This window comes from Acidovorax sp. GBBC 1281 (assembly GCF_028473645.1).
Lineage (GTDB): Bacteria > Pseudomonadota > Gammaproteobacteria > Burkholderiales > Burkholderiaceae_C > Paracidovorax.
On record NZ_CP097269.1, the window covers coordinates 1,500,007 to 1,523,002 of the forward strand.

General features: G+C 69.9%; 15 protein-coding genes and 1 pseudogene. 11 read left to right on the plus strand and 5 right to left on the minus strand.

The features are described 5' to 3' along the window. Positions 1–111 precede the first annotated feature (111 nt). The 4 genes from M5C96_RS06860 (at position 112) to M5C96_RS06875 (ending at position 7,329) form a co-directional block, all read left to right on the plus strand. On the plus strand, positions 112–2,094 hold the full coding sequence (locus M5C96_RS06860; RefSeq protein WP_272568075.1) for a DNA topoisomerase IV subunit B: 1,983 nt from the start codon (positions 112–114) through the stop codon (positions 2,092–2,094). A gap of 69 nt (positions 2,095–2,163) precedes the next feature. Next, positions 2,164–2,946 (plus strand): lytic transglycosylase domain-containing protein, encoded by a 783-nt coding sequence (locus tag M5C96_RS06865; RefSeq protein ID WP_272568078.1) that lies wholly within the window; start codon positions 2,164–2,166, stop codon positions 2,944–2,946. 15 nt (positions 2,947–2,961) lie between these two features. Continuing rightward, positions 2,962–5,313 carry a DNA topoisomerase IV subunit A gene (gene parC / locus M5C96_RS06870; protein WP_272568080.1) on the plus strand — a complete coding sequence of 784 codons (2,352 nt, stop codon included), beginning with the start codon at positions 2,962–2,964 and terminating at the stop codon, positions 5,311–5,313. 135 nt (positions 5,314–5,448) lie between these two features. Next, the gene (locus M5C96_RS06875) at positions 5,449–7,329 is read left to right on the plus strand and encodes a methyl-accepting chemotaxis protein (protein WP_272568081.1); all 1,881 of its coding nucleotides are present in this window, start codon (positions 5,449–5,451) and stop codon (positions 7,327–7,329) included. A gap of 196 nt (positions 7,330–7,525) precedes the next feature. Here M5C96_RS06875 and M5C96_RS06880 read toward each other — a convergent pair whose 3' ends face one another. Next, on the minus strand, positions 7,526–7,984 hold the full coding sequence (locus M5C96_RS06880) for a RidA family protein (protein ID WP_272568083.1): 459 nt from the start codon (positions 7,982–7,984) through the stop codon (positions 7,526–7,528). Between the two features lie 154 nt (positions 7,985–8,138). Then, positions 8,139–9,803 carry a methyl-accepting chemotaxis protein gene (locus M5C96_RS06885; protein WP_272568084.1) on the minus strand — a complete coding sequence of 555 codons (1,665 nt, stop codon included), beginning with the start codon at positions 9,801–9,803 and terminating at the stop codon, positions 8,139–8,141. Between the two features lie 177 nt (positions 9,804–9,980). On the opposite strand from M5C96_RS06885, the gene M5C96_RS06890 reads away from it, so the two are divergent. From M5C96_RS06890 to M5C96_RS06905, 4 genes and pseudogenes are all read left to right on the plus strand, one after another. Then, complete coding sequence (locus M5C96_RS06890; protein ID WP_272568085.1) at positions 9,981–12,542, plus strand: DNA internalization-related competence protein ComEC/Rec2; 2,562 nt, start codon at positions 9,981–9,983, stop codon at positions 12,540–12,542. 108 nt (positions 12,543–12,650) lie between these two features. Then, positions 12,651–14,111: a circularly permuted type 2 ATP-grasp protein gene (locus M5C96_RS06895; RefSeq protein WP_272568087.1), complete on the plus strand. Its 1,461-nt coding sequence runs from the start codon at positions 12,651–12,653 to the stop codon at positions 14,109–14,111. An 82-nt stretch (positions 14,112–14,193) separates the two neighbouring features. Further along, positions 14,194–14,262 (plus strand): annotated as a pseudogene (locus tag M5C96_RS26900) (alpha-E domain-containing protein); the annotation flags it as partial. Between the two features lie 56 nt (positions 14,263–14,318). Then, positions 14,319–15,293, plus strand: coding sequence for an alpha-E domain-containing protein (locus tag M5C96_RS06905; RefSeq protein ID WP_272568093.1), 975 nt, complete (start codon positions 14,319–14,321; stop codon positions 15,291–15,293). A 40-nt stretch (positions 15,294–15,333) separates the two neighbouring features. Here the strand turns inward: M5C96_RS06905 and M5C96_RS06910 are convergent, their stop codons facing one another. The 3 genes from M5C96_RS06910 to M5C96_RS06920 form a co-directional block, all read right to left on the minus strand. Further along, positions 15,334–15,696: a DUF4148 domain-containing protein gene (locus M5C96_RS06910; protein WP_272568095.1), complete on the minus strand. Its 363-nt coding sequence runs from the start codon at positions 15,694–15,696 to the stop codon at positions 15,334–15,336. 184 nt (positions 15,697–15,880) lie between these two features. Further along, the gene (locus tag M5C96_RS06915; protein ID WP_272568097.1) at positions 15,881–16,210 is read right to left on the minus strand and encodes a VF530 family protein; all 330 of its coding nucleotides are present in this window, start codon (positions 16,208–16,210) and stop codon (positions 15,881–15,883) included. A gap of 119 nt (positions 16,211–16,329) precedes the next feature. Further along, on the minus strand, positions 16,330–17,241 hold the full coding sequence (locus M5C96_RS06920; RefSeq protein ID WP_272568098.1) for a LysR family transcriptional regulator: 912 nt from the start codon (positions 17,239–17,241) through the stop codon (positions 16,330–16,332). Between the two features lie 164 nt (positions 17,242–17,405). Between M5C96_RS06920 and M5C96_RS06925 the strand changes: the two genes are divergently transcribed. From M5C96_RS06925 to M5C96_RS06935, 3 genes are all read left to right on the plus strand, one after another. Continuing rightward, positions 17,406–18,245 carry an alpha/beta hydrolase gene (locus tag M5C96_RS06925; RefSeq protein WP_272568100.1) on the plus strand — a complete coding sequence of 280 codons (840 nt, stop codon included), beginning with the start codon at positions 17,406–17,408 and terminating at the stop codon, positions 18,243–18,245. A 238-nt stretch (positions 18,246–18,483) separates the two neighbouring features. Beyond that, positions 18,484–19,731 carry an efflux RND transporter periplasmic adaptor subunit gene (locus tag M5C96_RS06930; RefSeq protein ID WP_272568102.1) on the plus strand — a complete coding sequence of 416 codons (1,248 nt, stop codon included), beginning with the start codon at positions 18,484–18,486 and terminating at the stop codon, positions 19,729–19,731. A 25-nt stretch (positions 19,732–19,756) separates the two neighbouring features. Further along, a complete protein-coding gene (locus M5C96_RS06935; protein ID WP_272568104.1) occupies positions 19,757–22,996 on the plus strand; it encodes an efflux RND transporter permease subunit in 3,240 nt (1,079 codons plus the stop codon).

Sequence of the window (22,996 nt, forward strand, 5' to 3'; positions counted from 1 at the left end):
TCCGCGTGCACGCCTTCGCGACCCATTCCACCGCGGGCATCGGCGGCGGGTGAAAAGAAGGCTGGGTTTATATCCAGCCCATCCGGACCTGCGGCACTACAATCCGCCCCCATGGCAGCCAAACCCTCCTCCACCCCGCCAAGCGAATACTCCGAAGGCTCGATCCGCGTCCTCAAGGGACTGGAACCCGTCAAGCAGCGTCCGGGCATGTACACCCGCACCGACAACCCGCTGCACATCATCCAGGAAGTGCTGGACAACGCGGCCGACGAGGCGCTCGCCGGCCATGGCAAGAAGATCAAGGTCACGCTGCACGCCGACGGCTCGGTCAGCGTGGAAGACGACGGCCGCGGCATCCCGTTCGGCCTGCACCCCGAAGAGAAGGCCCCGGTGATCGAACTCGTGTTCACCCGCCTGCATGCGGGCGGCAAGTTCGACAAGGGCTCGGGCGGCGCCTACAGCTTCTCGGGCGGCCTGCACGGCGTGGGCGTCTCGGTGACCAATGCGCTGGCCCTGCGTCTGGAGGCCAGCACCCACCGAGAGGGCAAGGTGGCCCGCCTGGTGTTCGAAGGCGGCGACGTGACCGAGCCGCTGGTGGCCCGCCCGCTGGCCGCCGGCGAGCGCAAGCAGGGCACCACGGTGCGCGTGTGGCCCGACGGCAAGTACTTCGAGGCGACCGCGCTGCCCATGGGCGAGCTCACTCACCTGCTGCGCAGCAAGGCGGTGCTGATGCCCGGCGTGTCGGTCTCCCTCGTGAACGAGAAGACGCGCGAGACGCAGACCTGGCAGTACAAGGGCGGCCTGCGCGACTATCTCGGCCAGACGCTGAACGCCGACCCGGTGATCCCGCTGTTCGAAGGCGAAGGCTTCGCCGACCGGCACCACGAGAGCTTCGCCGAAGGCGAGGGCGCCGCCTGGTGCGTGGCCTTCACCGAGGACGGCCACCCGGTGCGCGAGAGCTACGTCAACCTGATCCCCACCAGCGCCGGCGGCACGCACGAAAGCGGCCTGCGCGACGGCCTGTTCAATGCCGTCAAAAGCTTCATCGAGCTGCATTCGCTGCTGCCCAAGGGCGTCAAGCTGCTGCCCGAGGACGTCTTCGCCCGCGCCAGCTACGTGCTGTCGGCCAAGGTGCTGGACCCGCAGTTCCAGGGCCAGATCAAGGAGCGGCTGAATTCCCGCGACGCGGTGCGGCTGGTGAGCGGCTTCGTGCGCCCGGCGCTCGAGCTGTGGCTGAACCAGCACGTTGACTATGGCAAGAAGCTCGCCGAGCTGGCCATCAAGGCCGCGCAGACGCGCCAGAAGGCCGGGCAGAAGGTCGAAAAGCGCAAGGGCTCCGGCGTTGCCGTGCTGCCCGGCAAGCTCACCGACTGCGAGAGCCGCGACCTCGCACACAACGAGGTCTTCCTGGTCGAGGGCGACTCGGCCGGCGGCAGCGCCAAGATGGGCCGCGACAAGGAAAGCCAGGCCATCCTGCCGCTGCGCGGCAAGGTGCTCAACACCTGGGAGGTGGACCGCGACCGGCTCTTCGGCAACACCGAGATCCACGACATTTCCGTGGCCATCGGCGTGGACCCGCACGGCCCCAACGATTCGCCCGACCTCTCGGGCCTGCGCTACGGCAAGGTCTGCATCCTGTCCGATGCCGACGTGGACGGATCGCACATCCAGGTGCTGCTGCTCACCCTGTTCTTCCGCCATTTCCCGAAGCTCATCGAGACCGGGCACATCTACGTGGCGCGCCCGCCGCTGTTTCGCGTGGACGTGCCGGCGCGCGGCAAGAAGCCGGCCTCCAAGATGTATGCGCTGGACGAGGGCGAGCTGGTGGCCATTCTCGACAAATGCGCCAAGGACGGCGTGGCGCGCGAGAAGTGCCAGATCAGCCGCTTCAAGGGCCTGGGCGAGATGAACGCCGAGCAGCTGTGGGAAACCACGCTCAACCCCGACACGCGCCGCCTGCTGCCCGTGCAGCTGGGCGACATGGACTTCGCCGCCACCGAGGGCCTCATCACCAAGCTGATGGGCAAGGGCGAGGCCGCCGCGCGCCGCGAACTGATGGAACTGCACGGCGACGCCGTGGAAGTGGACATCTGAGCCATGGCCTGGCGCGACCGGTTCGGACGTTCGGGCCTTTCTGGCCTCTGGCGCATGGTTTGCGCCGGCATGCTGCTATTGTTTTTGCAGCAAACGGCGCGCGCCGACCTGTGGGCCTATGTGGACGAGCGCGGCGTGACCCACTTCGCGGCCGAGCAGGTGGACGGGCGCTACGGGCTGTTCTTTCGCGGCAACGATTTCGACTCCACCCGCGACGGCCCTGCCGCGGCATCCGCGGGCGCCACCGCGGCCACGCCGTCCGGCGCCCGGCTGCTGGCGTTCTTCGACATCTCCCCCGACTACAAGCGCGTCAAGCACCACCTGCGCGCATCGGCCAGCCAGAACGGCGTGGACTATGAACTGCTGCAGGCATTGATCGCCACCGAATCGGGCTTCGACGCGCGCGCCGTATCGCCCAAGGGCGCGGTGGGGCTGATGCAGCTCATGCCGGCCACGGCGTCCCGCTTCGGCGTGGCGGGCGAGGCGCGCCGCTCGGTGGAGCAAAAGCTCACCGAGCCGGCGATCAACGTGTCCGCCGGCACGCGCTACCTGCGGCACCTGCTGGACCTCTTCGATGGCCGCACCGATCTGGCGCTGGCCGCCTACAACGCGGGCGAGGGCGCGGTGCAGCGCGCCGGCAACCGCATTCCGGCCTACCGCGAAACGCAGAACTACGTGAAAAGCGTGCTGGGCCTGTATGCCCAGCTCAAGCCCCCGGCACCGCTGCTGGCCCACCGGGCCACGCCGGGCCGGGTGCGCATGGAACTGGGCGCCGGTTCCGATGACACCCCTTCCCAAAGCGCTGCGGCCGGCCTGCCGGCCCGCACCGTCGGCGCCCCGCGCGCCCCTTGACCTTCGATTTCCCGAATGAGCGACCAAACCCCTCTCGATCTTTCCCCGCCCGAATCGGACGACAGCCTGGGCCTGGCCGGCTACGCCCAGCGCGCCTACCTGGAATACGCCCTGTCCGTGGTCAAGGGCCGCGCGCTGCCCGACGTGTGCGACGGCCTCAAGCCCGTGCAGCGCCGCATCCTCTATTCCATGGACCGCATGGGCCTGGGCTATTCGGGCCCGACCCGCAACGTGGCGGCCAAGCCGGTCAAGAGCGCCCGCGTGGTGGGCGACGTGCTGGGCCGTTTCCACCCCCACGGCGACCAGTCGGCCTACGACGCGCTGGTGCGCCTGGCGCAGGACTTCAACCAGCGCTACCCGCTGATCGACGGGCAGGGCAACTTCGGTAGCCGCGACGGCGACGGCGCCGCGGCCATGCGCTACACCGAGGCGCGGCTGTCGCGCATCACCAGCCTGCTGCTCGACGAGATCGACGAGGGCACGGTCGATTTCATGCCCAACTACGACGGCAGCACGCAGGAGCCGCGCCAGCTGCCCGCGCGCCTGCCGTTCGCGCTGCTCAACGGCGCCAGCGGCATCGCAGTGGGCCTGGCGACCGAAATCCCGAGCCACAACCTGCGCGAGATCGCCGATGCCTGCGTGGCGCTCATCAAGGCACCGCAGCTGTCCGAGGCGGAGCTGATGGCCATCGTGCCCGGGCCGGACTACCCCGGCGGCGGCCAGATCATCAGCACGGCGGGCGACATCGCCGACGCCTACCGCACGGGGCGCGGCAGCCTCAAGGTGCGCGCGCGCTGGAAGATCGAAGACCTCGCGCGCGGCCAGTGGCAGCTCATCGTGACCGAGCTGCCGCCCGGCGTCAGCACGCAGAAGGTGCTGGAGGAGATCGAGGAGATCACCAACCCCAAGGTCAAGGCCGGCAAGAAGGCCCTGTCGCAGGACCAGGTGCAGCTCAAAGGCAGCGTGCTGGCCGTGCTCGATGCCGTGCGCGACGAGTCCAGCAAGGACGCACCGGTGCGCCTGGTGTTCGAACCCAAGACCGGCAAGGTGCCGCAGCAGGAACTGATCACCACGCTGCTGGCGCACACCAGCCTGGAGACCTCCTCGCCCATCAACCTGACCATGGTGGGGCTGGACGGCAAGCCGGTGCAGAAGTCGCTGCGCAAGATGCTGGAGGAATGGATCGCCTTCCGCCAGGGCACCATCGTGCGGCGCTCGCAGCACCGCCTGGGCAAGGTGCTGGACCGCATCCACATCCTCGAAGGGCGGCAGATCGTGCTGCTCAACATCGACGAGGTGATCGCCATCATCCGCGCGAGCGACGAGCCCAAGGCGGCGCTGATCGCGCGCTTCGCGCTGTCGGACCGGCAGGCCGAGGACATCCTGGAAATCCGCCTGCGCCAGCTGGCGCGGCTGGAGGCCATCAAGATCGAGCAGGAGCTGAAGGAGCTGCGCGCCGAGCAGGGCAAGCTGGAGGACATCCTGGGCAACCCTGGTTCGCTGCGGCGCCTGATGATCCGGGAGATCGAGGCCGACGCCAAGACCTTCGCCGATGCGCGCCGCACGCTCATCCAGGCCGAGAAGAAGGCCATCGCGGAGGTGCGCGTGGTGGACGAGCCCGTGACCGTGGTCGTCTCGCAAAAGGGCTGGGTGCGCGCGCGCAGCGGCCATGGGCACGAGCCGGGCAGCTTCGCCTTCAAGGCGGGCGACGGCCTGTATGCCACCTTCGAATGCCGCACGGTCGACACGCTGCTGGCCTTCGGCAGCAACGGCCGGGTGTATTCGGTGGCGGTGTCGCTGCTGCCCGGCGCGCGCGGCGACGGCCAGCCGGTCACCACGCTCATCGAGCTGGAGTCGGGCACGCAACTGCTGCATTACTTCGCCGGGCCGGCGGTCGCCACGCTGCTGCTGGCGGGGTCGGGCGGCTACGGCTTCCTCGCCTCGGTCGAGAACATGACGGCGCGCCAGCGGGGCGGCAAGGCCTTCCTCTCGCTGGGCGAGGGCGAGACCGTGTGCCGCCCGTCCCATGCCTGGGGCACCAGTGGTGCGCAACTGCTGGCGCCGGCCACGCACGTGGCCTGCGCATCGGCGGGCGGGCGCATCCTGACGTTCGAGATCGGCGAACTCAAGACCATGGCCAACGGCGGCCGTGGCCTGATGCTGATCGACCTGGAGCCGAAGGACACGTTGGCGGGCGCAGTGGCGTACACGCGCAGCATTCGCCTGGAAGGCCTGGGGCGCGGCGGCAAGGAGCGCGAGGAGACGCTGGAGATCCGCTCGCTGAACAACGCCCGCTCGCCGCGCGGGCGCAAGGGCAAGGCCGCCGATCTGGGCTTCAAGCCGTCGGCGGTGTTCCGGGTCGAATAACCTGTTGCGGCGGGCCCCCGGCGCCCGCCTGCCGCCTTGTGCAGCGCACAAGGGTTTTCGCGCTGCACAAGGCGGCTCAACCGTTGGCACCATGGAGCTCTCTCTGGTGGTTGCTGGAGCGAACGGAGATCGGCCATGAAAAATCTGCGCATTTCCCACAAGCTGTGGGGGGCCGTCGTCGCGATCGTGATCGCACTGGCCGCCGTGGTCGGTACCTCGGCCTATCGCTCGGCCGCCACGCAGGCGCGCTCCGCGCAGGTCACGGCCGACATGGCCATGCGGGTCGAGGCGGCCCTGCGCTGGGCCGGGCTCACCGAGACCAACGCCGCGCGCACGCAGGCCATCATCGTGAGCAGCGACCCGGCCATGGAGGCGGAGTTCAAGGACCTGATCGCCGCCACCTCCGCGCAGATCACCGAGGTGCAGAAATCGCTGGAGGCCTTGCCGCTCTCGGAGGCCGACAAGGCGCAGATGGCCGCCATCGTCGCCGCCCGCAAGACGATGACCGAGCTGCGTGCGCGGGCGCGGCAATTGAAGGCCGACGGCCAGCAGGCCGAAGCGACGGCGCTGGTCAAGCAAAGCTACAGCCCGGCGGTGGCCGCCTACCTGCAGACCCTGCGCGACTTCGTGCAGCTGCAGCAGCGCAACGCCCAGGCCGGGCAGCAGGCTGTGGCGGCCGAGCGGCTGGTGACCGTGCGCGTGGGTGCCCTGGCCGTGGCGCTGCTGGTGGCGTGCATGGTGGCGGGTGCTTATGTGCTGATCCGCAGCATCCAGCAGCCGCTGGCCGAGGCCAACGCGCTGGCCGCGCGCATCGCGGGCGGCGACCTGAGCGCCACGCAGACCTCGGTGCGCGGCGACGAGCTGGGCGATCTGCTGCGTTCGCTGCAGACCATGGGCGACTCGCTGGGCCGCATGGTGCAGCAGGTGCGCCGCAGCACCGACAGCATCGCCATCGCGAGCGCGGAGATCGCCGCGGGCAACCAGGACCTGTCCGCGCGCACCGAGCAGACGTCCAGCAACCTGCAGCAGACCGCTGCGACCATGGAGCAGTTCTCCAGCACCCTGCAGCAAAGCGCCGGCAGCGCCCGCGAGGCCAGCGGCCTGGCCGAAGGCGCTTCGGGCGTTGCGCGGCGTGGCGGCGAGGTGGTGGCGCAGGTGGTGTCCACGATGGAGGAGATCCAGCAAAGCAGCCGCAAGATCGAGGACATCATCGGCGTGATCGACGGCATCGCCTTCCAGACCAACATCCTGGCGCTCAACGCCGCCGTGGAGGCGGCGCGTGCGGGCGAGCAGGGCCGGGGCTTCGCCGTGGTGGCGGGCGAGGTGCGCCTGCTGGCCGGGCGCAGCGCCGAGGCCGCGCGCGAGATCAAGGGCCTGATCGGCGCCTCCGTGGAGCGGGTGCATGCGGGCTCGCGCCTGGTGCAGGACGCGGGCGCCACGATGGCGGACATCGTGCAGTCCGTGCAGCGCGTGACCGACATGATCGGCGAGGTCACGGCCGCGACGTCGCAGCAAAGCGCCGGCATCTCGCAGGTGAACCAGGCCGTGGGCCACCTGGACCAGATGACCCAGCAGAACGCGGCGCTGGTGGAAGAAAGCGCCGCGGCCGCCCAGAGCCTGCGCGAGCAGGCGGACCAGTTGACCCGCACCGTGTCGGTGTTCCGGGTGGATCACGGGGCGGGTTTTGCGCCGGGCGCCGCGGCGGCGCAGGCCCCGGTGGCCGCGCCGACAGCGCGTCTGACACCGCGTCCGGCACCGAGCACGCCACCGCGTCCGGCGCCGCGTGCCGTTGCCGCACCGGCGAAGGCGCCGGCCAAAGTGCCGACCCAGGGGCCCAGGCCAACGCCCGCGCCTGCGCTCCAGGCGGCAGGCGCACCGGTCAGCGCAGCGGCCGCGGGAGGCCGCCCCGCGCCTGCCAGCCCGCCCTCATCGAAGGGCAGCGCGCCCGCCCCGAAGCCCGCAGCCGCCGCGCGCGCGACGGCGGGCGGTGGGGACGACGACTGGACGTCGTTCTAGGGAAGCATTGACACGCACCGGCTGCGAAGCCCCCGATGCATCAGGGGGGCTGCCGGCCGTGGGGCCACCGCGAGGGGGGCCGTCGAAAGCAGGGGTGACCCGCAGCGCGAGCGGGTCCCGGTCTCGACGGGGTGGGCGCCCCAGGCCCAGGCCCAGGCCTGCGCCAGCCACCCCTCGCGCGAACGAGGGCGCGCGATCAGCCCAGTTCGGCGATCAATTCGATTTCCACGCAGGCGCCCATGGGGATCTGCGCCACGCCGAAGGCGCTGCGGGCGTGCACGCCCTTGTCGCCGAACACCTGGCCGAACAGTTCGCTCGCGCCGTTGGTCACCAGATGCTGTTCGGTGAACTCGCCCGTCGAATTGACCAGGCTCATCACCTTGACGATGCGCTTGACCCGGTTCAGGTCGCCGCCGGTGGCCGCATGCAGCGTGCCCAGCAGGTCGATGGCCACGGCCCGCGCGGCCGCCTTGCCTTCTTCGGTGGTGATGCTGCGGCCGAACTGCGCGGCCCAGGGCTTGCCGTCCTTGCGCGCGATGTGCCCGCTCAGGAACACCAGGTTGCCGGTCTGCACATAGGGCACGTAGGCCGCGGCGGGGACCGAGACGGGGGGCAGGGTGATGTCGAGTTCTTTCAGCTTGTCGTAAACGCTCATGGTGTTCCTTGGCAACGGGAGGAGTGAGAAGGCAGAAAAAGGCCGCAAGCCCGGGGGCCTGCGGCGCAGCGCGCAAGTGTTGCACAACCGGCTGGCGGTTCTCTGCGTTCGTCGTTCCTCGCGGCCGCCCTGGGCGGCGGCGGCGCCCATTCGCTCAGGCCAGGGCGGGGCGGCGAGGCTGGAAGGCCGGGGGCAGGGCGGCCTTGGCGGGGCTGCGCAGGGCCGGCTGGCCGGAGGCGGACAGGATGGCCTGGGCATCGAGCTTGAAGATGGCGACCGCGTCCACCAGCCGGCGCGTCTGCTGCTCCAGGCTCTGCGCGGCGGCGGCGCTTTCTTCCACCAGCGCGGCGTTCTGCTGCGTGGTCTGGTCGATCTGGCTGATGGCCTGGCTGATCTGCCCGACGCCGGCGCTCTGCTCGGCGCTGGCACCGCGGATCTGCGCCACCATTTCGGTGACGCGCTGGATCGCGCCGACCACTTCCTGCATCGTGCGGCCGGCCTCGTCCACCAGTTCGGAGCCCTGCGACACCCGCTCCACGCTGGTGCCGATCAGGCCCTTGATCTGCTTGGCGGCGTCGGCCGAACGGCCGGCCAGGCTGCGCACCTCGGAGGCCACCACGGCGAAGCCCCGGCCCTGTTCGCCGGCGCGGGCGGCTTCCACGGCGGCGTTCAAGGCGAGGATGTTGGTCTGGAAGGCGATGCCATCGATCACGCCGATGATGTCGGAGATCTGCCGCGAGCTGTCGTTGATGTCCTTCATGGTCTTGACCACCTGGGTCACCACGCCGCCGCCCTGGGTGGCCACCGTGGTCGCGTCCTGGGCCAACTGATCGGCCTGCTTGGCGTTGTCCGCGTTGTTGCGCACCGTGGTGCTGAACTGTTCCATGGTCGATGCCACCTGCTCCAGCGCGCTGGCCTGCTCTTCGGTGCGCTGGCTCAGGTCGGTGTTGCCGGTGGAGATTTCCATCGAGCCGGTGGCGATGGAGTCGCTGGCGTTGCGCACCTCCGCCACGATGGACACCAGGCTCTGCTGCATGGTGCCCAGCGAGGCCAGCACGCTGCCGGGCAGGGCGTTGGCCAGGCCGGCCATGTCGGACAGGTCGCCCTGCGCCACGCGCTGGGCCGCGGAGCTCAGCTCGGAAGGCTCGGCACCCAGCGAGCGGGTGAGGCTGCGCGTGATCAGCACGCCGGCGATGGCCGCCGCGGCGAAGGCCAGCAGGCAGGCGCCCAGCAGCAGGGACCGCTGCCACCGGAACTCAGCCTCCGCCTCCTTGACCAGGGCGTTCGCCCGCTGGTCCGTGGCGAGCGAGTATTCGTTCGTCTTGGCGATCAGCGCGGCCAGCAGGGGGCGGCATTCCGCGTTCATCTTGGTGGTGGCCTGCTCACGCTGGCCCGACACGGCCAGGTTGATGATGTCCAGGGCCACGGTGCCGTAGGCCTGCTCCACTTTGTCGATCTCACCCACCAGGGTCCTGATGGCCGGGGGGGCCTCGCCGTGGCTGACCATGTCTTTCAGCTTGGCCATGTTGGCCTGCACGTCCTTGTGCGCCTCGATCGCCGCCGCCTTCTCCACCGCCACGTCGGCATCGCTCTTCACCAGTACCAGATTGCGGGCCGCGATGGCCCGGCGATCCACCGCCATGCGGATCTGTTCGGATAGCTTGGCGCGTGCGGCGACGCCATTCACGTAGTCGCTGAAGTTCTCCTTGGCCCCATTGAGCCCCCAAACCGCCACGCTGGAGGCCACCAGCACCAGCAAGGCCAGCACCCCGAAAGAAAGCGTCAACTGGGCTCTGACGGTGAGATTTCGCAGCGACATATGGCACTCCTAAACGCGGTATTTGATAAATATGGTTCAAATGATAAGCAACATTCTGTAAAAGTAAAGGTGAATCGACCCTAGGTTGGCCATGAAGATGGGCTATGCCAATAGGCGGAAAGCGCCAGGCTGTCGCTAAAAGGAAACGCTGCCGTCGACCGCCATTAGCATCCGCGCATGCCGCAGCCGTCTCCCGCCCCTGCCGTCCTCGCCACGCCTGCCATGGCGCGCCCCTGGCGCTGGCCCTGGTGGCTGGTTGGGGTGCTGGCGGGTGCGGTGCTGCAGCTCACGCAGGCGGCGTTGTGGCCGCTGGCCGCCTATGCGGCGGCGGCGCTGGGCGGGCTGCTGGGGGCCGTGGCGGCGGTGGTGCCGTCGGGCCGCGGGCGGCGGCCGGCCTGGTGCGGCTCGCGCGGGTGGATGCTGGCCTGCGGCCTGGTCTTCATGGGGGGCGCGACAGGGCTGCGGGCGCTGCTGTTCCTGCAGGGGGCCTTGCCGCCGGCGCTGGAAGGCCGCGACATCGCCATCGTGGGCGTGGTGGCCGCCATGCCGCAGACCGGCGACTCCGGCGTGCGCTTGCGCATGGCGGTGGAATCGGCAGTGCTGGACGGCCAGGCGGTCACGGTGCCGCCGGTGATCGATGTGGCCTGGTACGTGGGTACCTTCGGCGAGGCCGCCGGCGCGGCGGACGTGCGGCGGCTGTCCACCCAGGTGCAGGCTGGCGAGCGCTGGCGCATGACCGTGCGCCTGAAGGCACCCCACGGCCTGCGCAACCCGCACGGTTTCGATGCCGAGCTGGCGTGGTGGGAGCAGGGCGTGCAGGCCACCGGCTACGTGCGCACCGGCGCGCGGGACGAACCGCCCCGGCGGCTGGAGGCGACCTGGCGCTACCCGGTGCAGCGGGCGCGCCAGGCGGTGCGCGATGCCATCCTGGCCCACCTGGCGCCGGTCGATGCCGGCACGGGCCTGGACGATGGCGGCAATGCCGCACGCACCCGCGCCGCGGGCGTGGTGGCCGCGCTGGTCACCGGCGACCAACGCGCGATCGACCGGGCCGATTGGGACGTGTTCCGGGCCACGGGCGTGGCGCACCTCGTCAGCATCTCGGGCCTGCACATCACGTTGTTCGCCTGGTTGGCCGCAGCGGGGGTCGGCGCGCTGTGGCGCCGCGTGCCGCGCTGGTGCCTGGCCCTGCCGGCGCCGACGGCGGCGCTGGCCGGGGGCGTGCTGCTGGCCTGGGCCTATGCCGTGTTCAGCGGCTGGGGCGTGCCGGCGCAGCGCACGGTGTGCATGCTGGCCACCGTGGCGCTGCTGCGGTTATCCGGGCGGCGCTGGCCCTGGCCCCAGGTCTGGCTGCTGGCCTGCGCGGTGGTCGTGCTGGCCGATCCCTGGGCGCTGCTGCAGGCGGGTTTCTGGCTGAGCTTCGTTGCGGTGGCAGTGCTGTTTGCTACTGATTCAATAGCAAAAGAGGCAAATGAATCTAGGGCATCGGGCCGATTGGCATCCATGCTGCGCGAGCAGTGGGTGGTCACGCTCGCCCTCACGCCGCTCACGCTGCTGCTGTTCGGGCAGGTGTCCGTCGTCGGCCTGCTGGCCAACCTGGTGGCGATTCCCTGGATCACGCTGCTGGTCACCCCGCTGGCTTTGGCCGGCACCCTGTGGGCGCCGCTGTGGACGGCCGCCGCGTGGTGCGTGCTGCCGTTTGCCGGCCTGCTGCAGTGGCTGGCCGCGTTGCCGTGGGCCGCGGTGTCGCTGCCCGCCGCTCCGGTGTGGGCGGGCGTGGCCGGGGTGGCGGGCGGCACGCTGCTGGCCTTGCGCTGGCCCTGGCCGTTGCGGGCCCTGGGCGTGCCGCTGCTGATCCCCGTGCTGTGGTGGCAGCCGCACCGCCCGCCGCCGGGCCAGTTCGACCTGCTGGCCGCCGACGTGGGGCAGGGCCAGGCCGTGCTGGTGCGCACCGCGCGCCACGCCATGCTGTACGACGCGGGGCCCCGCTATGGGCTGGACAGCGATGCGGGCGACCGTGTGCTGGTGCCGCTGCTGCGCAGCATGGGCGAGCGCATCGACCTGCTGATGCTGAGCCACCGCGACACCGACCACACCGGCGGGGCCTCCGCCGTGCTGGCGCAGCAGCCGCAGGCGGGGCTCATGGGTTCGATCGAGAACGAGCATGCCCTGCAGCAACTGCGCCCCGCGGCGCCGTGCCTGGCGGGCCAGCGGTGGGCCTGGGACGGCGTGCTGTTCGAGGTGCTGCACCCGCTGGAGGCGCAGGCATCGCTGCCATCCGACGGGCCCCGGCCTGCCGTGCGGCCCAACACCCTGAGCTGCGTGCTGCGGATCACGGCCGCCCCGGCGCCGCAAGGCACCTCGGGGCAGGGCGCCGCGCCGTCCGCGCTGCTGGTGGGCGACATCGAGCAGGCGCAGGAGGCCGCCCTGGTGGCGCGCGGCGCCATTGCGCCGGTCGATGTGCTGCTGGTGCCGCACCACGGCAGCAAGACGTCTTCCACGCCCGCGCTGCTGGATGCGGCCCGGCCCCGCACCGCGCTGGTGCAGGCCGGCTACCGCAACCGCTTCGGCCATCCCGCGCCGGAGGTGGTGTCGCGGTACCGCGAGCGGGGCGCCGTGCTGCTCGATTCGCCGCGCTGCGGCGCCGCCACCTGGGCGTCCGAGTCGCCCGGCCAATGGCAGTGCGAACGCGACGCGGGCCGGCGCTACTGGCACCACGCACCCGCCCCGTTGCCGTGAGGACGGCGCGCCATCACCCCGGCGTGCCAGCGGTAAAACGCGCACGTGCCCGCCGGTCGTCAAAACCCGGCTCACAACTTGCTATGCTGGTTACAGGAGGCACCAGTTATGCAGAAGTTCGATGAGATGTACACGATGCTGCCGTTCGACGGCAGCGACGTGCGCCCCCACTACAAGCGCTACGGCCAATGGTTGTCGGGCCAGCCAGACGAGGCCATGCAGGCGCGCCGCGCCGAGGCCGAGATGATCTTCCGCCGGGTGGGCATCACCTTCGCGGTGTACGGCGCCAAGGACGAGGACGGCGCCGGCACCGAGCGGCTCATTCCCTTCGACCTGATCCCCCGCATCATTCCCGCGCACGAGTGGGCGCGCATGCAGCAGGGACTGGTGCAGCGCGTCACGGCGCTCAACCGCTTCATCCACGACGTCTACCACGGCCAGGACATCCTGCACGCCGGCATCATCCCCTCGGACCTGATCCTCAAGAACGCCCAGTACCGGCCCGAGATGGCCGGCGTGGATGTGCCGCGCGACCTGTACGCGCACATCGCCGGCATCGACATCGTGCGCGCCCCGGACGCGAGCGGCAACGGCATCTACTACGTGCTGGAAGACAACCTGCGCGTGCCCTCGGGCGTGTCGTACATGCTGGAAAACCGCAAGATGATGATGCGGCTTTTCCCGGAGCTGTTCCGCACGCACCGCGTGGCGCCGGTCGCCCACTATCCCGACCTGCTGCTGGACACCCTGCGGGCGAGCGCCCCCGCCGCCACGGCGCAGCCGACGGTGGTGGTGCTCACGCCCGGCATGTACAACAGCGCGTACTTCGAGCATGCCTTCCTCGCGCAGCAGATGGGCGTGGAACTGGTCGAGGGCCAGGACCTCGTGGTCAAGGACAACTTCGTGTACATGCGCACCACGCGCGGCCTCAAGCAGGTGGACGTGATCTACCGCCGCGTGGACGACGATTTTCTCGACCCCCAGGTCTTCCGGCCCACCTCCACCCTGGGCTGCGCGGGCCTCATGAACGCCTACCGCGCGGGCAACGTGGCGATCTGCAACGCCGTAGGCACGGGCATCGCCGACGACAAGTCGGTGTACCCCTACGTGCCCGACATGATCCGCTTCTACCTGGGCGAGGAGCCCATCCTCGCCAACGTGCCCACCTGGGTGTGCCGCAAGCCCGACGACCTGGCCTACGTGCTGGACCACCTGCACGAACTGGTCGTGAAGGAAGTGCACGGCGCCGGGGGCTACGGCATGCTGATCGGCCCGGCCGCGACGAAAGCCGAGATCGAGGAGTTCCGCGCCGCGGTGCTGGCCAATCCCTCGGGCTACATCGCCCAGCCCACGCTGTCGCTCTCCAGCTGCCCGACCTACGTGGAATCGGGCATCGCCCCGCGCCACATCGATCTGCGCCCCTTCGTGCTGAGCGGCCAGAAGGTGCAGATGGCCGCCGGCGGCCTGACGCGCGTCGCGCTCAAGGAGGGCTCGCTCGTGGTGAATTCATCGCAGGGCGGCGGCACCAAGGATACCTGGGTGCTGGGAGAAGAAGGGAGCGTTGCATGAAGCGGCTGGCCCACGATCGTTTTTCATCATCCCATGGCCTTGGCACGCAAGGCGTGCGGGGTTTGCTGCCCGAGGAGACCGCATGCTGAGCCGCACTGCCGATCACTTGTTCTGGATGTCCCGCTACACCGAGCGGGCAGAAAAGACCGCTGCGGGCGGGCTTTCATCAACACAGCGCGTGCGGGGTTTTCTGCCCGGGGAGGCCGCATGCTGAGCCGCACTGCCGATCACTTGTTCTGGATGTCCCGCTATACCGAGCGGGCAGAAAACACCGCCCGCATGCTCAACGTGAGCTACGAGACTTCGCTGCTCCCGCAGTCGGCCGACGTGGCGCAGGAGAGCTGGCTGGGCCTGCTGTCGATCAGCGAACTGATCCCCGCCTACACCGCGCGGCACGGCGAGGTCACGCGCGAAGGGGTGCTGGAGTTCATGGTGCGCGACGGCAACAACCCGTCGTCCATCCTGTCGTGCCTGCGCGCCGCGCGCGAGAACGCCCGGGCCGTGCGCGGGGCGCTCACCACCGAGGTGTGGGAGACGCAGAACCAGACTTGGCTGGAGCTGCACCGCCAGCTGGAAGGCAGCTTGTTCGAACGCGATCCGGGCCAGTTCTTCGAATGGGTCAAGTACCGCTCGCACCTGTCGCGCGGCGTTACGCTGGGCACCATGCTGCAGGACGAGGCCTTTCATTTCCTGCGGCTGGGCACGTTCCTCGAGCGCTCGGACAACACCGCGCGGCTGCTGGACGTGAAGTTCCACGCGGTGCAGAGCGACTTCCACGGATCGGGCACGCGCGACCGCAGTCGGGCCGCGCCGCAGGAGTTCGACTTCTACCACTGGAGCGCCATCCTGCGCAGCGTGTCGGCGTTTGAGGTGTACCGCCGCGTGTACCGCGACGTCATCACGCCCGAGCGCGTGGCCGACCTGCTCATCCTGCGCCGCGACATGCCGCGCTCGCTGCACGCCAGCCTGCACGAGGTGGGCGAGAACCTGGCGGTGGTGGCCAACGACCAGTCGTCGGAAACCCAGCGCAAGGCGGGCCGGCTGCTGGCCGACCTGCGCTACGGCCGCATCGACGAGATCCTGTCCACCGGGCTGCATGCGTACCTTACGCAGTTCCTGGACCGGGTGAACGAGCTGGGCGCGGGCATCAGCCGCGACTTCCTGGTGCCCGTGCCGGCCTGAAGCACGGACGGCGTCTGCCGTCCGCACAATCCGCCGCGGCTCACGGAGCGGGGCGGGAGGTGGCGCTGCCGGCCACGGCCGTGCCGCCCGCTGCGGCGCATTCGGGCACGGCCCGGTTCACGGGCGGGGTGGGCATGCCATAGGACTGCATCGCCATGGCCTCCAGTTCGCCCGAGGCCCGCGCGCATTGCAGCTCGGCAATGACCTCGGCGCGCGTGCGGCCTGCGGGGGCATCCATCGCAACCACTCGGGGCGCAGTCGCGGCTGCGGTGGCCGCATCCGGCGGCGCGCTGGTCTGTGCCATGGCCAGGGAGCCCGCGAGCAGGGCGCAGGCGGCGAGGGTCGTGCGCGCCAGGGTGTGGGGCGAGGCGGTGGTGTTGCGGCGGTCGAAAACGGTGGGCATGGAAGGCTCCTGGGGCGGGTTGGGGGATCAGGACAGGCGTGTGCCTCTCCGTGCCTCCAATGTGCCCACCGGGGCCTGCGGCCGCGAGCCGATTGCGACGAATGCACGGCCCGGGTGCCTGAGCTGCGCTGGCGCAGCGCGAATGGGCCGTCAGGAATGGGTTGGTTGTCAGGGCCGGCCGCGTTCAGCCCGGCCCGCCGCCCTGGCGCTTTTGCTCGCGCAGCATGAACAGGTACAGGCTCTCGACCTTCTCGCGCGCCCAGGGCGTCTTGCGCAGGAATTTCAGGCTGGACGCCACGCTGGGATCGCTTTCGAAGCAACGCAGGGCCACGCGCTGCGCCAGGCCTTCCCAGCCGTAGTAGTCGTGCAGCGCGACCACGATGGCTTCGAGCGTGATGCCGTGCAGGGGGTTGCGGGGCTGCCTGGCCGGTGGCGCGGGTGGCGTGGCGCTCGGGGTGGAGGGCGCGGTGGTGGCGGGGGGTTCGCCGGGTTCGGGGACTTCGGATTCGGTCATGCCGGGGAGCATACGGCCCCGCGCGGCCGGTGGAGGGCGGCCTCGCGCGGGTGTGCATCGAAAAGGGCCCCAGTGCAATCGATACTAGGGCGTGTAGCTATGAAAAATATAGCGAACGTTCAGGTCTGCAGATACCGCTCGCTGGCGAACAGCTCGGCCGCCCAGTCCACGAAGGCCCGCACCTTGGCGCTCAGGTGCCGGTTGGGCGGGTACACCACGTAGATCGGGATGGGCGGAATGGACCACTCGGGCAGCAGCCGCACGAGGTCGCCGCGCTCCAGTTGCCGGGCCGCCTGGAACAGCGTGATCTGCCCCACGCCGCGCGCCGCGACCAGCGCCGCCGAGTAGGCGTTGGACTCGTTTACCGCCAGTTGCGAGGGCCCGGTGACCTCGATCATCTCGCCGTCGCGCACGAACTCCAGTGGATAGCGGCGGGTGGACAGCGGCGAGAAATAGATCACGCTCTTGTGGTCGCCCTCCAGATCGAGGGGGTGGGTGGGCGTGCCGTAGCGCTCCAGGTAGGCCGGCGCGGCCACGGTGACGAAGGCCAGGTTGCCGATGCGCCGTGCCACCAGCGACTGGTCGGTCAACTCGCCGCCGCGGATCACGCAGTCGACGTTGTCGCCGATCAAATCCACCGGCCGGTCGCTCACCCCCAGGTCGATCTGGATGTCGGGAAACCGCGCATGGAACTCCTCCAGCCGCGGAATGATGAGCAGCCGCGCCACCGAGGTGCCCACGTCCACGCGCAGCCGGCCGGTGGGCGTGGCGCGCGCGTGCGTCATGCTCGCCTCGATGTCGTCGAAATCGGCGAGCAGGCGCACCGTTCGGTCGTAGTAGGCCGCCCCATCGGCCGTGACGGTCACGCGCCGCGTGGTGCGGTTGAGCAGCTTCACGCGCAGCCGCGCCTCAAGCGCCTGCACGTACTTGGTAATGGTCGCCTTGGGCAATTGCAGCGAATCGGCCGCCCGCGTGAACGTACCTGCCTCCACCACCCTTGCAAAAACCCGCATGGCCTGGATCTGGTCCATGGGCCCTCCTTCTCTCTGGCCCCGAATGGGGCCAAGGAATTCTCACACGGCCCCGTGCCGTCGATTGTTCGGCAATCGGAAACAGAGCTGTGGCATTTGGCTGGTTTATCGTCGGCGGCTGCGTCGCTACATTTCACATCACCCGGTCTTGTCCGGTCACCGCCATGTCCAGCACCTTCACCCCATCGCCATCGTCTTCCACCTGCACCGACGCCACCATTGAGGTGGCCAAGGGGCAGGAAGTGTCCGTGCGCATGTACGGCCGCAAGAAGCCCAAGGAAACGCTGCCGCTGGTGGTGCACTTCCATGGCGGTGCCTTCGTGGCGGGCGATCTGGACAACGGCTGCACGGTGGCCCGGCTGCTGGAGCGCGCCGGCGCGCTGGTGGTGTCGGTGGCATACCCGCTCTCGCCCGACCATCCCTTCCCGCAGCCGGTGGACGCCGGCTACCTGGTGCTCAAGTGGGCGCACAAGCACCGCACCCGCCTGGCCGGTCCCGGCGCCGGGGTGTACGTGGCGGGAGAGGAGGCCGGCGGCAACCTGGCCGCGGGCGTGGCGCTGATGGCGCGCGACCAGTCCCATCCGCCGCTGGCCGGACAGATCCTGCTGTCGCCGATGCTCGACCCCTGCGGCGCCACGCCTTCGGTGCGTGCCGCCATGGGCGAATCGACCGCCTGCAAGTGGGCCGATGGCTGGCTGCAGTTCCTGCGCTGCACCCGCGATGCCGAACACCCCTATGCCGTGCCCGCGATGGCGCAGCGGCTGGCCGGCCTGCCGCACACGCTGGTGCTGGTGGGCGACGACGATCCCATGCGCGACGAAGCCCTCGCCTACGCCAACCGGCTGCAGGCGGCGGGGCTGGAAGTCACGCAGCACGTGTTCGCCAAGGCGAACCAGTGGCCCGATGCCCTGCTGCAGCCCGGTTCGGGCGAATGCCCTTGTGCGCCCGAGGTTCAGGCGCAGTTCAGCCGTTTCTTCGAGGCCACCCGATGTCCTGCGCCCTGACCCTCACCACCACCGACCTGCCCGCGCGCTGACCCGCGGGGTGCATTGACCTCAACCCCGGTTGAGGTTTGATACTGCGATCCGCTTCGGCGAGCCGCACGACCCGCCTTTCGCCGCCTTTCCGCTGTTTGCTGCGTCCCTTTTGTTTTCTGGCCCCCGTGGGCCGGAAGGGGCAAGCCTTGCCCGATCGATTTCGACTTTTTGCCTTTGCCTTGAAAAAACCCGGAGGACTTCCACCATGAACCCGCAACACACTTCCCCTTCCCGTCGCCGCTGGTGGGCCGCCGCCGGCGCCGCGGCCGCCATCGCCGCCGCGGGCGGCACGCTCTTCGGGCTGCCCAGCTCGCATGCCGAATCCCCGGCCCCGGAAGCCGCACCGCCCGCGGTGCCCGTCTCGGTGGCCGCCGTGCTGCAGCAGGAGATCGCGCTGTGGGACGAGTTTTCGGGCCGGCTCGAAGCCGTGCAGCGCGTGGACATCCGCCCGCGTGTGGGCGGCGCCGTGCAGGCCGTGCATTTCCGAGAAGGCTCGCTGGTCAAGCAGGGCGACCTGCTGGTCACCGTGGACCCCGCGCCCTACGCCGCCGAGGTGGACCGCGCCGAGGCCCAGGTGGTCGCCGCGCAGGCCCGCGTCTCCTACACCCGCAGCGAAATGGAGCGCGCCACGCGCCTGTGGGAAGAGCGTGCCATCGCCCAGCGCGAGCACGACGAACGCATGAATGCCCAGCGCGAGGCCGACGCCAACCTGCGCGCCGCGCAGGCCGCGCTGCAGACGGCGCGCCTGAACCTGGGCTACACCCAGGTGCGCGCCCCGGTCGCGGGCCGCGTGGGCCGCATCGAGGTCACCGTGGGCAACCTGGTGGCCGCGGGCGCCGGCGCGCCGGTGCTGACCACGCTGGTGTCGGTGAGCCCGATCTACGCGAGCTTCGACACCGACGAGCAGATCGTGGCGAAGGCGCTGGAGGGCCTGCGTTCGGGCAAGAGCGCGCGCACCCTGATCGAAAGCATTCCGGTGCAGATGGGCACGGGCACGGCCGGCGGCACGCCGCACACCGGGCACCTGCAGCTCATCGACAACCAGGTGGATGCCCGCAGCGGCACGGTGCGCGTGCGCGCCGTGTTCGACAACGCGGATGGCGTGCTGATGCCCGGCCAGTTCGCGCGCATCCGCATGGGCCAGGTCAAGAACACCCAGGCTGTGCTCATCAACGAGCGCGCCGTGGGCACGGACCAGAACAAGAAGTACGTGATGGTGGTGGGCGAGGGCAACAAGGCCGAGTACCGCGAGGTGCAGTTGGGCGCGCCGGTGAACGGCCTGCGCGTCGTCACCTCGGGCCTGAAGGCCGGCGAACGCATCGTCGTCAACGGCCTGCAGCGCGTGCGCCCCGGCGCCCAGGTCTCCCCCCAGGACGTGCCCATGACCGCCAAGGCCGGCGTGGCCGGCGATGGCGCCCAGGCCCGCGCCGCCGCCAGGCAGCCCGCGGCGTGATCGCGGAGCGCCAAGAAGGAACACCATGAATCTCTCCCGCTTCTTCATCGACCGCCCCATCTTCGCCGGGGTGCTGTCGGTGCTCATCTTCCTGTCCGGGCTGATCGCGCTGCGTGCGCTGCCCATCTCCGAGTACCCCGAGGTGGCGCCGCCCTCCGTGGTGGTGCGCGCCCAGTATCCGGGCGCCAACCCCAAGGTGATCGCCGAGACCGTGGCCACGCCGCTGGAGGAATCCATCAACGGCGTGGAGGGCATGCTCTACATGGGCAGCCAGGCCACGACCGACGGCGTGATGACGCTGACCGTCACCTTCGCGCTGGGCACCGACCCCGACAAGGCTCAGCAACTGGTGCAAAACCGCGTCTCGCAGGCCGAGCCGCGCCTGCCCGAGGAAGTGCGCCGGCTGGGCGTCACCACGGTCAAGAGCGCGCCCGACCTGACCATGGTCGTGCACATGGTCTCGCCCAACGGCCGCTACGGCATCGACTACCTGCGCAACTACGCGGTGCTCAACGTGAAGGACCGGCTCGCCCGCATCCAGGGCGTGGGCCAGGTGCAGATCTTCGGCGGCGGTGACTATTCGATGCGCGCCTGGCTCGACCCGCAGAAGGTCGCGCAGCGCGGCCTGTCGGCGGCTGACGTGGTGGCCGCCATCCGCGGCCAGAACGTGCAGGCTGCGGCCGGCGTGGTGGGGCAGTCGCCCGGCCTGCCCGGCGTGGACATGCAGCTGTCGATCAATGCGCAGGGCCGCCTGCAGACCGAAGAGGAGTTCGGCGACATCATCGTCAAGACCGGCAGCGACGGCGCGGTGACGCGCCTGCGCGATGTGGCCCGGCTGGAGCTGGGTGCGGCCGACTACTCGCTGCGCTCGCTGCTCAACAACGACCCGGCCGTGGGCATGGGCGTGTTCCAGGCGCCGGGCTCCAACGCGCTCGACATCTCGTCGAACGTGCGCAAGACCATGGCCGAACTGCAAAAGAACATGCCCGAGGGCGTGGAGTTCCGCATCGCCTACGACCCGACGCAGTTCGTGCGCGCCTCCATCAAATCCGTCATCCAGACCCTGCTGGAAGCCGTGGCGCTGGTGGTGATCGTGGTGATCCTGTTCCTGCAGACCTGGCGCGCCTCCATCATTCCGCTGCTGGCCGTGCCGGTGTCGGTGGTGGGCACGTTCGCGGTGCTGCACCTGCTGGGCTTTTCGATCAACGCGCTGTCCCTGTTCGGGCTGGTGCTGGCCATCGGCATCGTGGTGGACGACGCCATCGTGGTGGTGGAGAACGTGGAGCGCAACATCGAGGCGGGCCTGACCCCGCGCGAAGCCACCTACCGCGCCATGCGCGAAGTGTCCGGCCCCATCATCGCCATCGCGCTGGTGCTGGTGGCGGTGTTCGTGCCGCTGGCCTTCATCAGCGGGCTCACGGGGCAGTTCTACCGTCAGTTCGCGGTGACCATCGCGATCTCCACGGTGATCTCGGCGATCAATTCGCTCACGCTGTCGCCGGCTTTGAGCGCACTGCTGCTCAAGGGCCACCATGAGCCCAAGGACGCGCTCACGCGCGGCATGGACAAGGTGCTGGGCGGGTTCTTCCGCCGCTTCAACAGCGTGTTCCACCGCGGCTCCGAGGCCTACAGCGGCGGCGTCAAGCGCGTCATCGGCCGCAAGGCGCTGATGCTGGTGATCTACGCCGCGCTGGTGGCCGCGACCTGGGGCCTGTTCAAGGTCGTGCCCGGCGGCTTCGTGCCGGCGCAGGACAAGCAGTACCTGGTGGGCTTCGCGCAGCTGCCCGACGGTGCCACGCTGGACCGCACCGAGGACGTGATCCGCCGCATGGGCGAGATCGTCAAGAAGAATCCGAACGTGGAAGACGCCATCGCCTTCCCGGGCCTGTCGATCAACGGCTTCACCAACAGCTCCAATTCGGGCATCGTGTTCGTCACGCTCAAGCCCTTCGCCGAGCGCGGCCGCGCGGACCAGAGCGGCGGCGCCGTTGCGGGCCAGTTGAACCAGGCCTTCGGCAGCATCCAGGACGCGTTCATCGCCATGTTCCCGCCGCCCCCGGTGGCCGGCCTGGGCACGACGGGCGGCTTCAAGCTGCAGATCGAAGACCGCGCCTCGCTGGGCTACGAGGCCATGGACGCCGCCGTGAAGGCCTTCATGGGCAAGGCGTACCAGACGCCGGAACTCGCCGGCCTGTTCACGAGCTGGCAGGTCAACGTGCCGCAGCTGTACGCCAACATCGACCGCACCAAGGCGCGGCAACTGGGCGTGCCGGTGACGGACATCTTCGAGACGCTGCAGATCTACCTGGGCAGCCTGTACGCCAACGACTTCAACCAGTTCGGCCGCACCTACAGCGTGCGCGTTCAGGCCGATGCAGCCTTCCGGGCGCGTGCCGAGGACGTGGGCCTGCTCAAGGTGCGCTCCACCACCGGCGAGATGGTGCCGCTGTCGGCACTGATGAAGCTCGAACCCAGCTTCGGCCCCGAGCGCGCCATGCGCTACAACGGCTTCCTGTCGGCCGACGTGAACGGCGGGCCCGCGCCCGGCTTTTCGTCGGGCCAGGCGCAGGCCGCCATCGAGCGCATCGCCGCCGAGACGCTGCCGCAGGGCATCGGCTTCGAATGGACCGAGCTGACCTACCAGGAAATCCTGGCCGGCAATTCCGCCGTGCTGGTGTTCCCCATCGCGATCCTGCTGGTGTTCCTGGTGCTGGCCGCGCAGTACGAAAGCCTCACGCTGCCCATCGCCATCATCCTGATCGTCCCCATGGGCCTGCTGGCTGCGATGACGGGCGTGTGGCTGTCAGGCGGCGATAACAACGTGTTCACGCAGATCGGGCTCATCGTGCTGGTGGGGCTGTCGGCCAAGAACGCCATCCTGATCGTGGAGTTCGCCCGCGAGCTGGAGTTTGCCGGCCGCACGCCGGTGCAGGCCGCCATCGAGGCCAGCCGCCTGCGGCTGCGCCCCATCCTGATGACGTCGCTGGCGTTCGTGATGGGCGTGCTGCCGCTGGTGCTGTCCACCGGTGCCGGCGCCGAGATGCGCAGTGCCATGGGCGTGGCGGTGTTCGCCGGAATGATCGGGGTGACGGCCTTCGGCCTGTTCCTCACGCCGGTGTTCTACGTGGCGCTGCGCCGCCTGGCCGGCAACCGGCCGCTGCAGCAGCACGGCAGCCACACCGCGCCTCTGACCGATACCTCCGGGACCGGCGCTGGCGCCGTGGCCCACCCCGTGCTGGCGTCGCCGCGCGGGCATGACGAATGA

Bases quoted from the DNA above. Each gene is read 5' to 3' on its own strand.
- M5C96_RS06880 (WP_272568083.1), bottom strand. From the start codon at position 7,984: ATGAGCGTTTACGACAAGCTGAAAGAACTCGACATCACCCTGCCCCCC.
- M5C96_RS06875 (WP_272568081.1), top strand. From the start codon at position 5,449: ATGAAAAATCTGCGCATTTCCCACAAGCTGTGGGGGGCCGTCGTCGCG.
- M5C96_RS06860 (WP_272568075.1), top strand. From the start codon at position 112: ATGGCAGCCAAACCCTCCTCCACCCCGCCAAGCGAATACTCCGAAGGC.
- M5C96_RS06905 (WP_272568093.1), top strand. From the start codon at position 14,319: ATGCTGAGCCGCACTGCCGATCACTTGTTCTGGATGTCCCGCTATACC.
- M5C96_RS06935 (WP_272568104.1), top strand. From the start codon at position 19,757: ATGAATCTCTCCCGCTTCTTCATCGACCGCCCCATCTTCGCCGGGGTG.
- M5C96_RS06920 (WP_272568098.1), bottom strand. From the start codon at position 17,241: ATGGACCAGATCCAGGCCATGCGGGTTTTTGCAAGGGTGGTGGAGGCA.
- M5C96_RS06910 (WP_272568095.1), bottom strand. From the start codon at position 15,696: ATGCCCACCGTTTTCGACCGCCGCAACACCACCGCCTCGCCCCACACC.
- M5C96_RS06930 (WP_272568102.1), top strand. From the start codon at position 18,484: ATGAACCCGCAACACACTTCCCCTTCCCGTCGCCGCTGGTGGGCCGCC.
- M5C96_RS06925 (WP_272568100.1), top strand. From the start codon at position 17,406: ATGTCCAGCACCTTCACCCCATCGCCATCGTCTTCCACCTGCACCGAC.
- M5C96_RS06895 (WP_272568087.1), top strand. From the start codon at position 12,651: ATGCAGAAGTTCGATGAGATGTACACGATGCTGCCGTTCGACGGCAGC.
- parC (WP_272568080.1), top strand. From the start codon at position 2,962: ATGAGCGACCAAACCCCTCTCGATCTTTCCCCGCCCGAATCGGACGAC.
- M5C96_RS06915 (WP_272568097.1), bottom strand. From the start codon at position 16,210: ATGACCGAATCCGAAGTCCCCGAACCCGGCGAACCCCCCGCCACCACC.
- M5C96_RS06890 (WP_272568085.1), top strand. From the start codon at position 9,981: ATGCCGCAGCCGTCTCCCGCCCCTGCCGTCCTCGCCACGCCTGCCATG.
- M5C96_RS06865 (WP_272568078.1), top strand. From the start codon at position 2,164: ATGCTGCTATTGTTTTTGCAGCAAACGGCGCGCGCCGACCTGTGGGCC.
- M5C96_RS06885 (WP_272568084.1), bottom strand. From the start codon at position 9,803: ATGTCGCTGCGAAATCTCACCGTCAGAGCCCAGTTGACGCTTTCTTTC.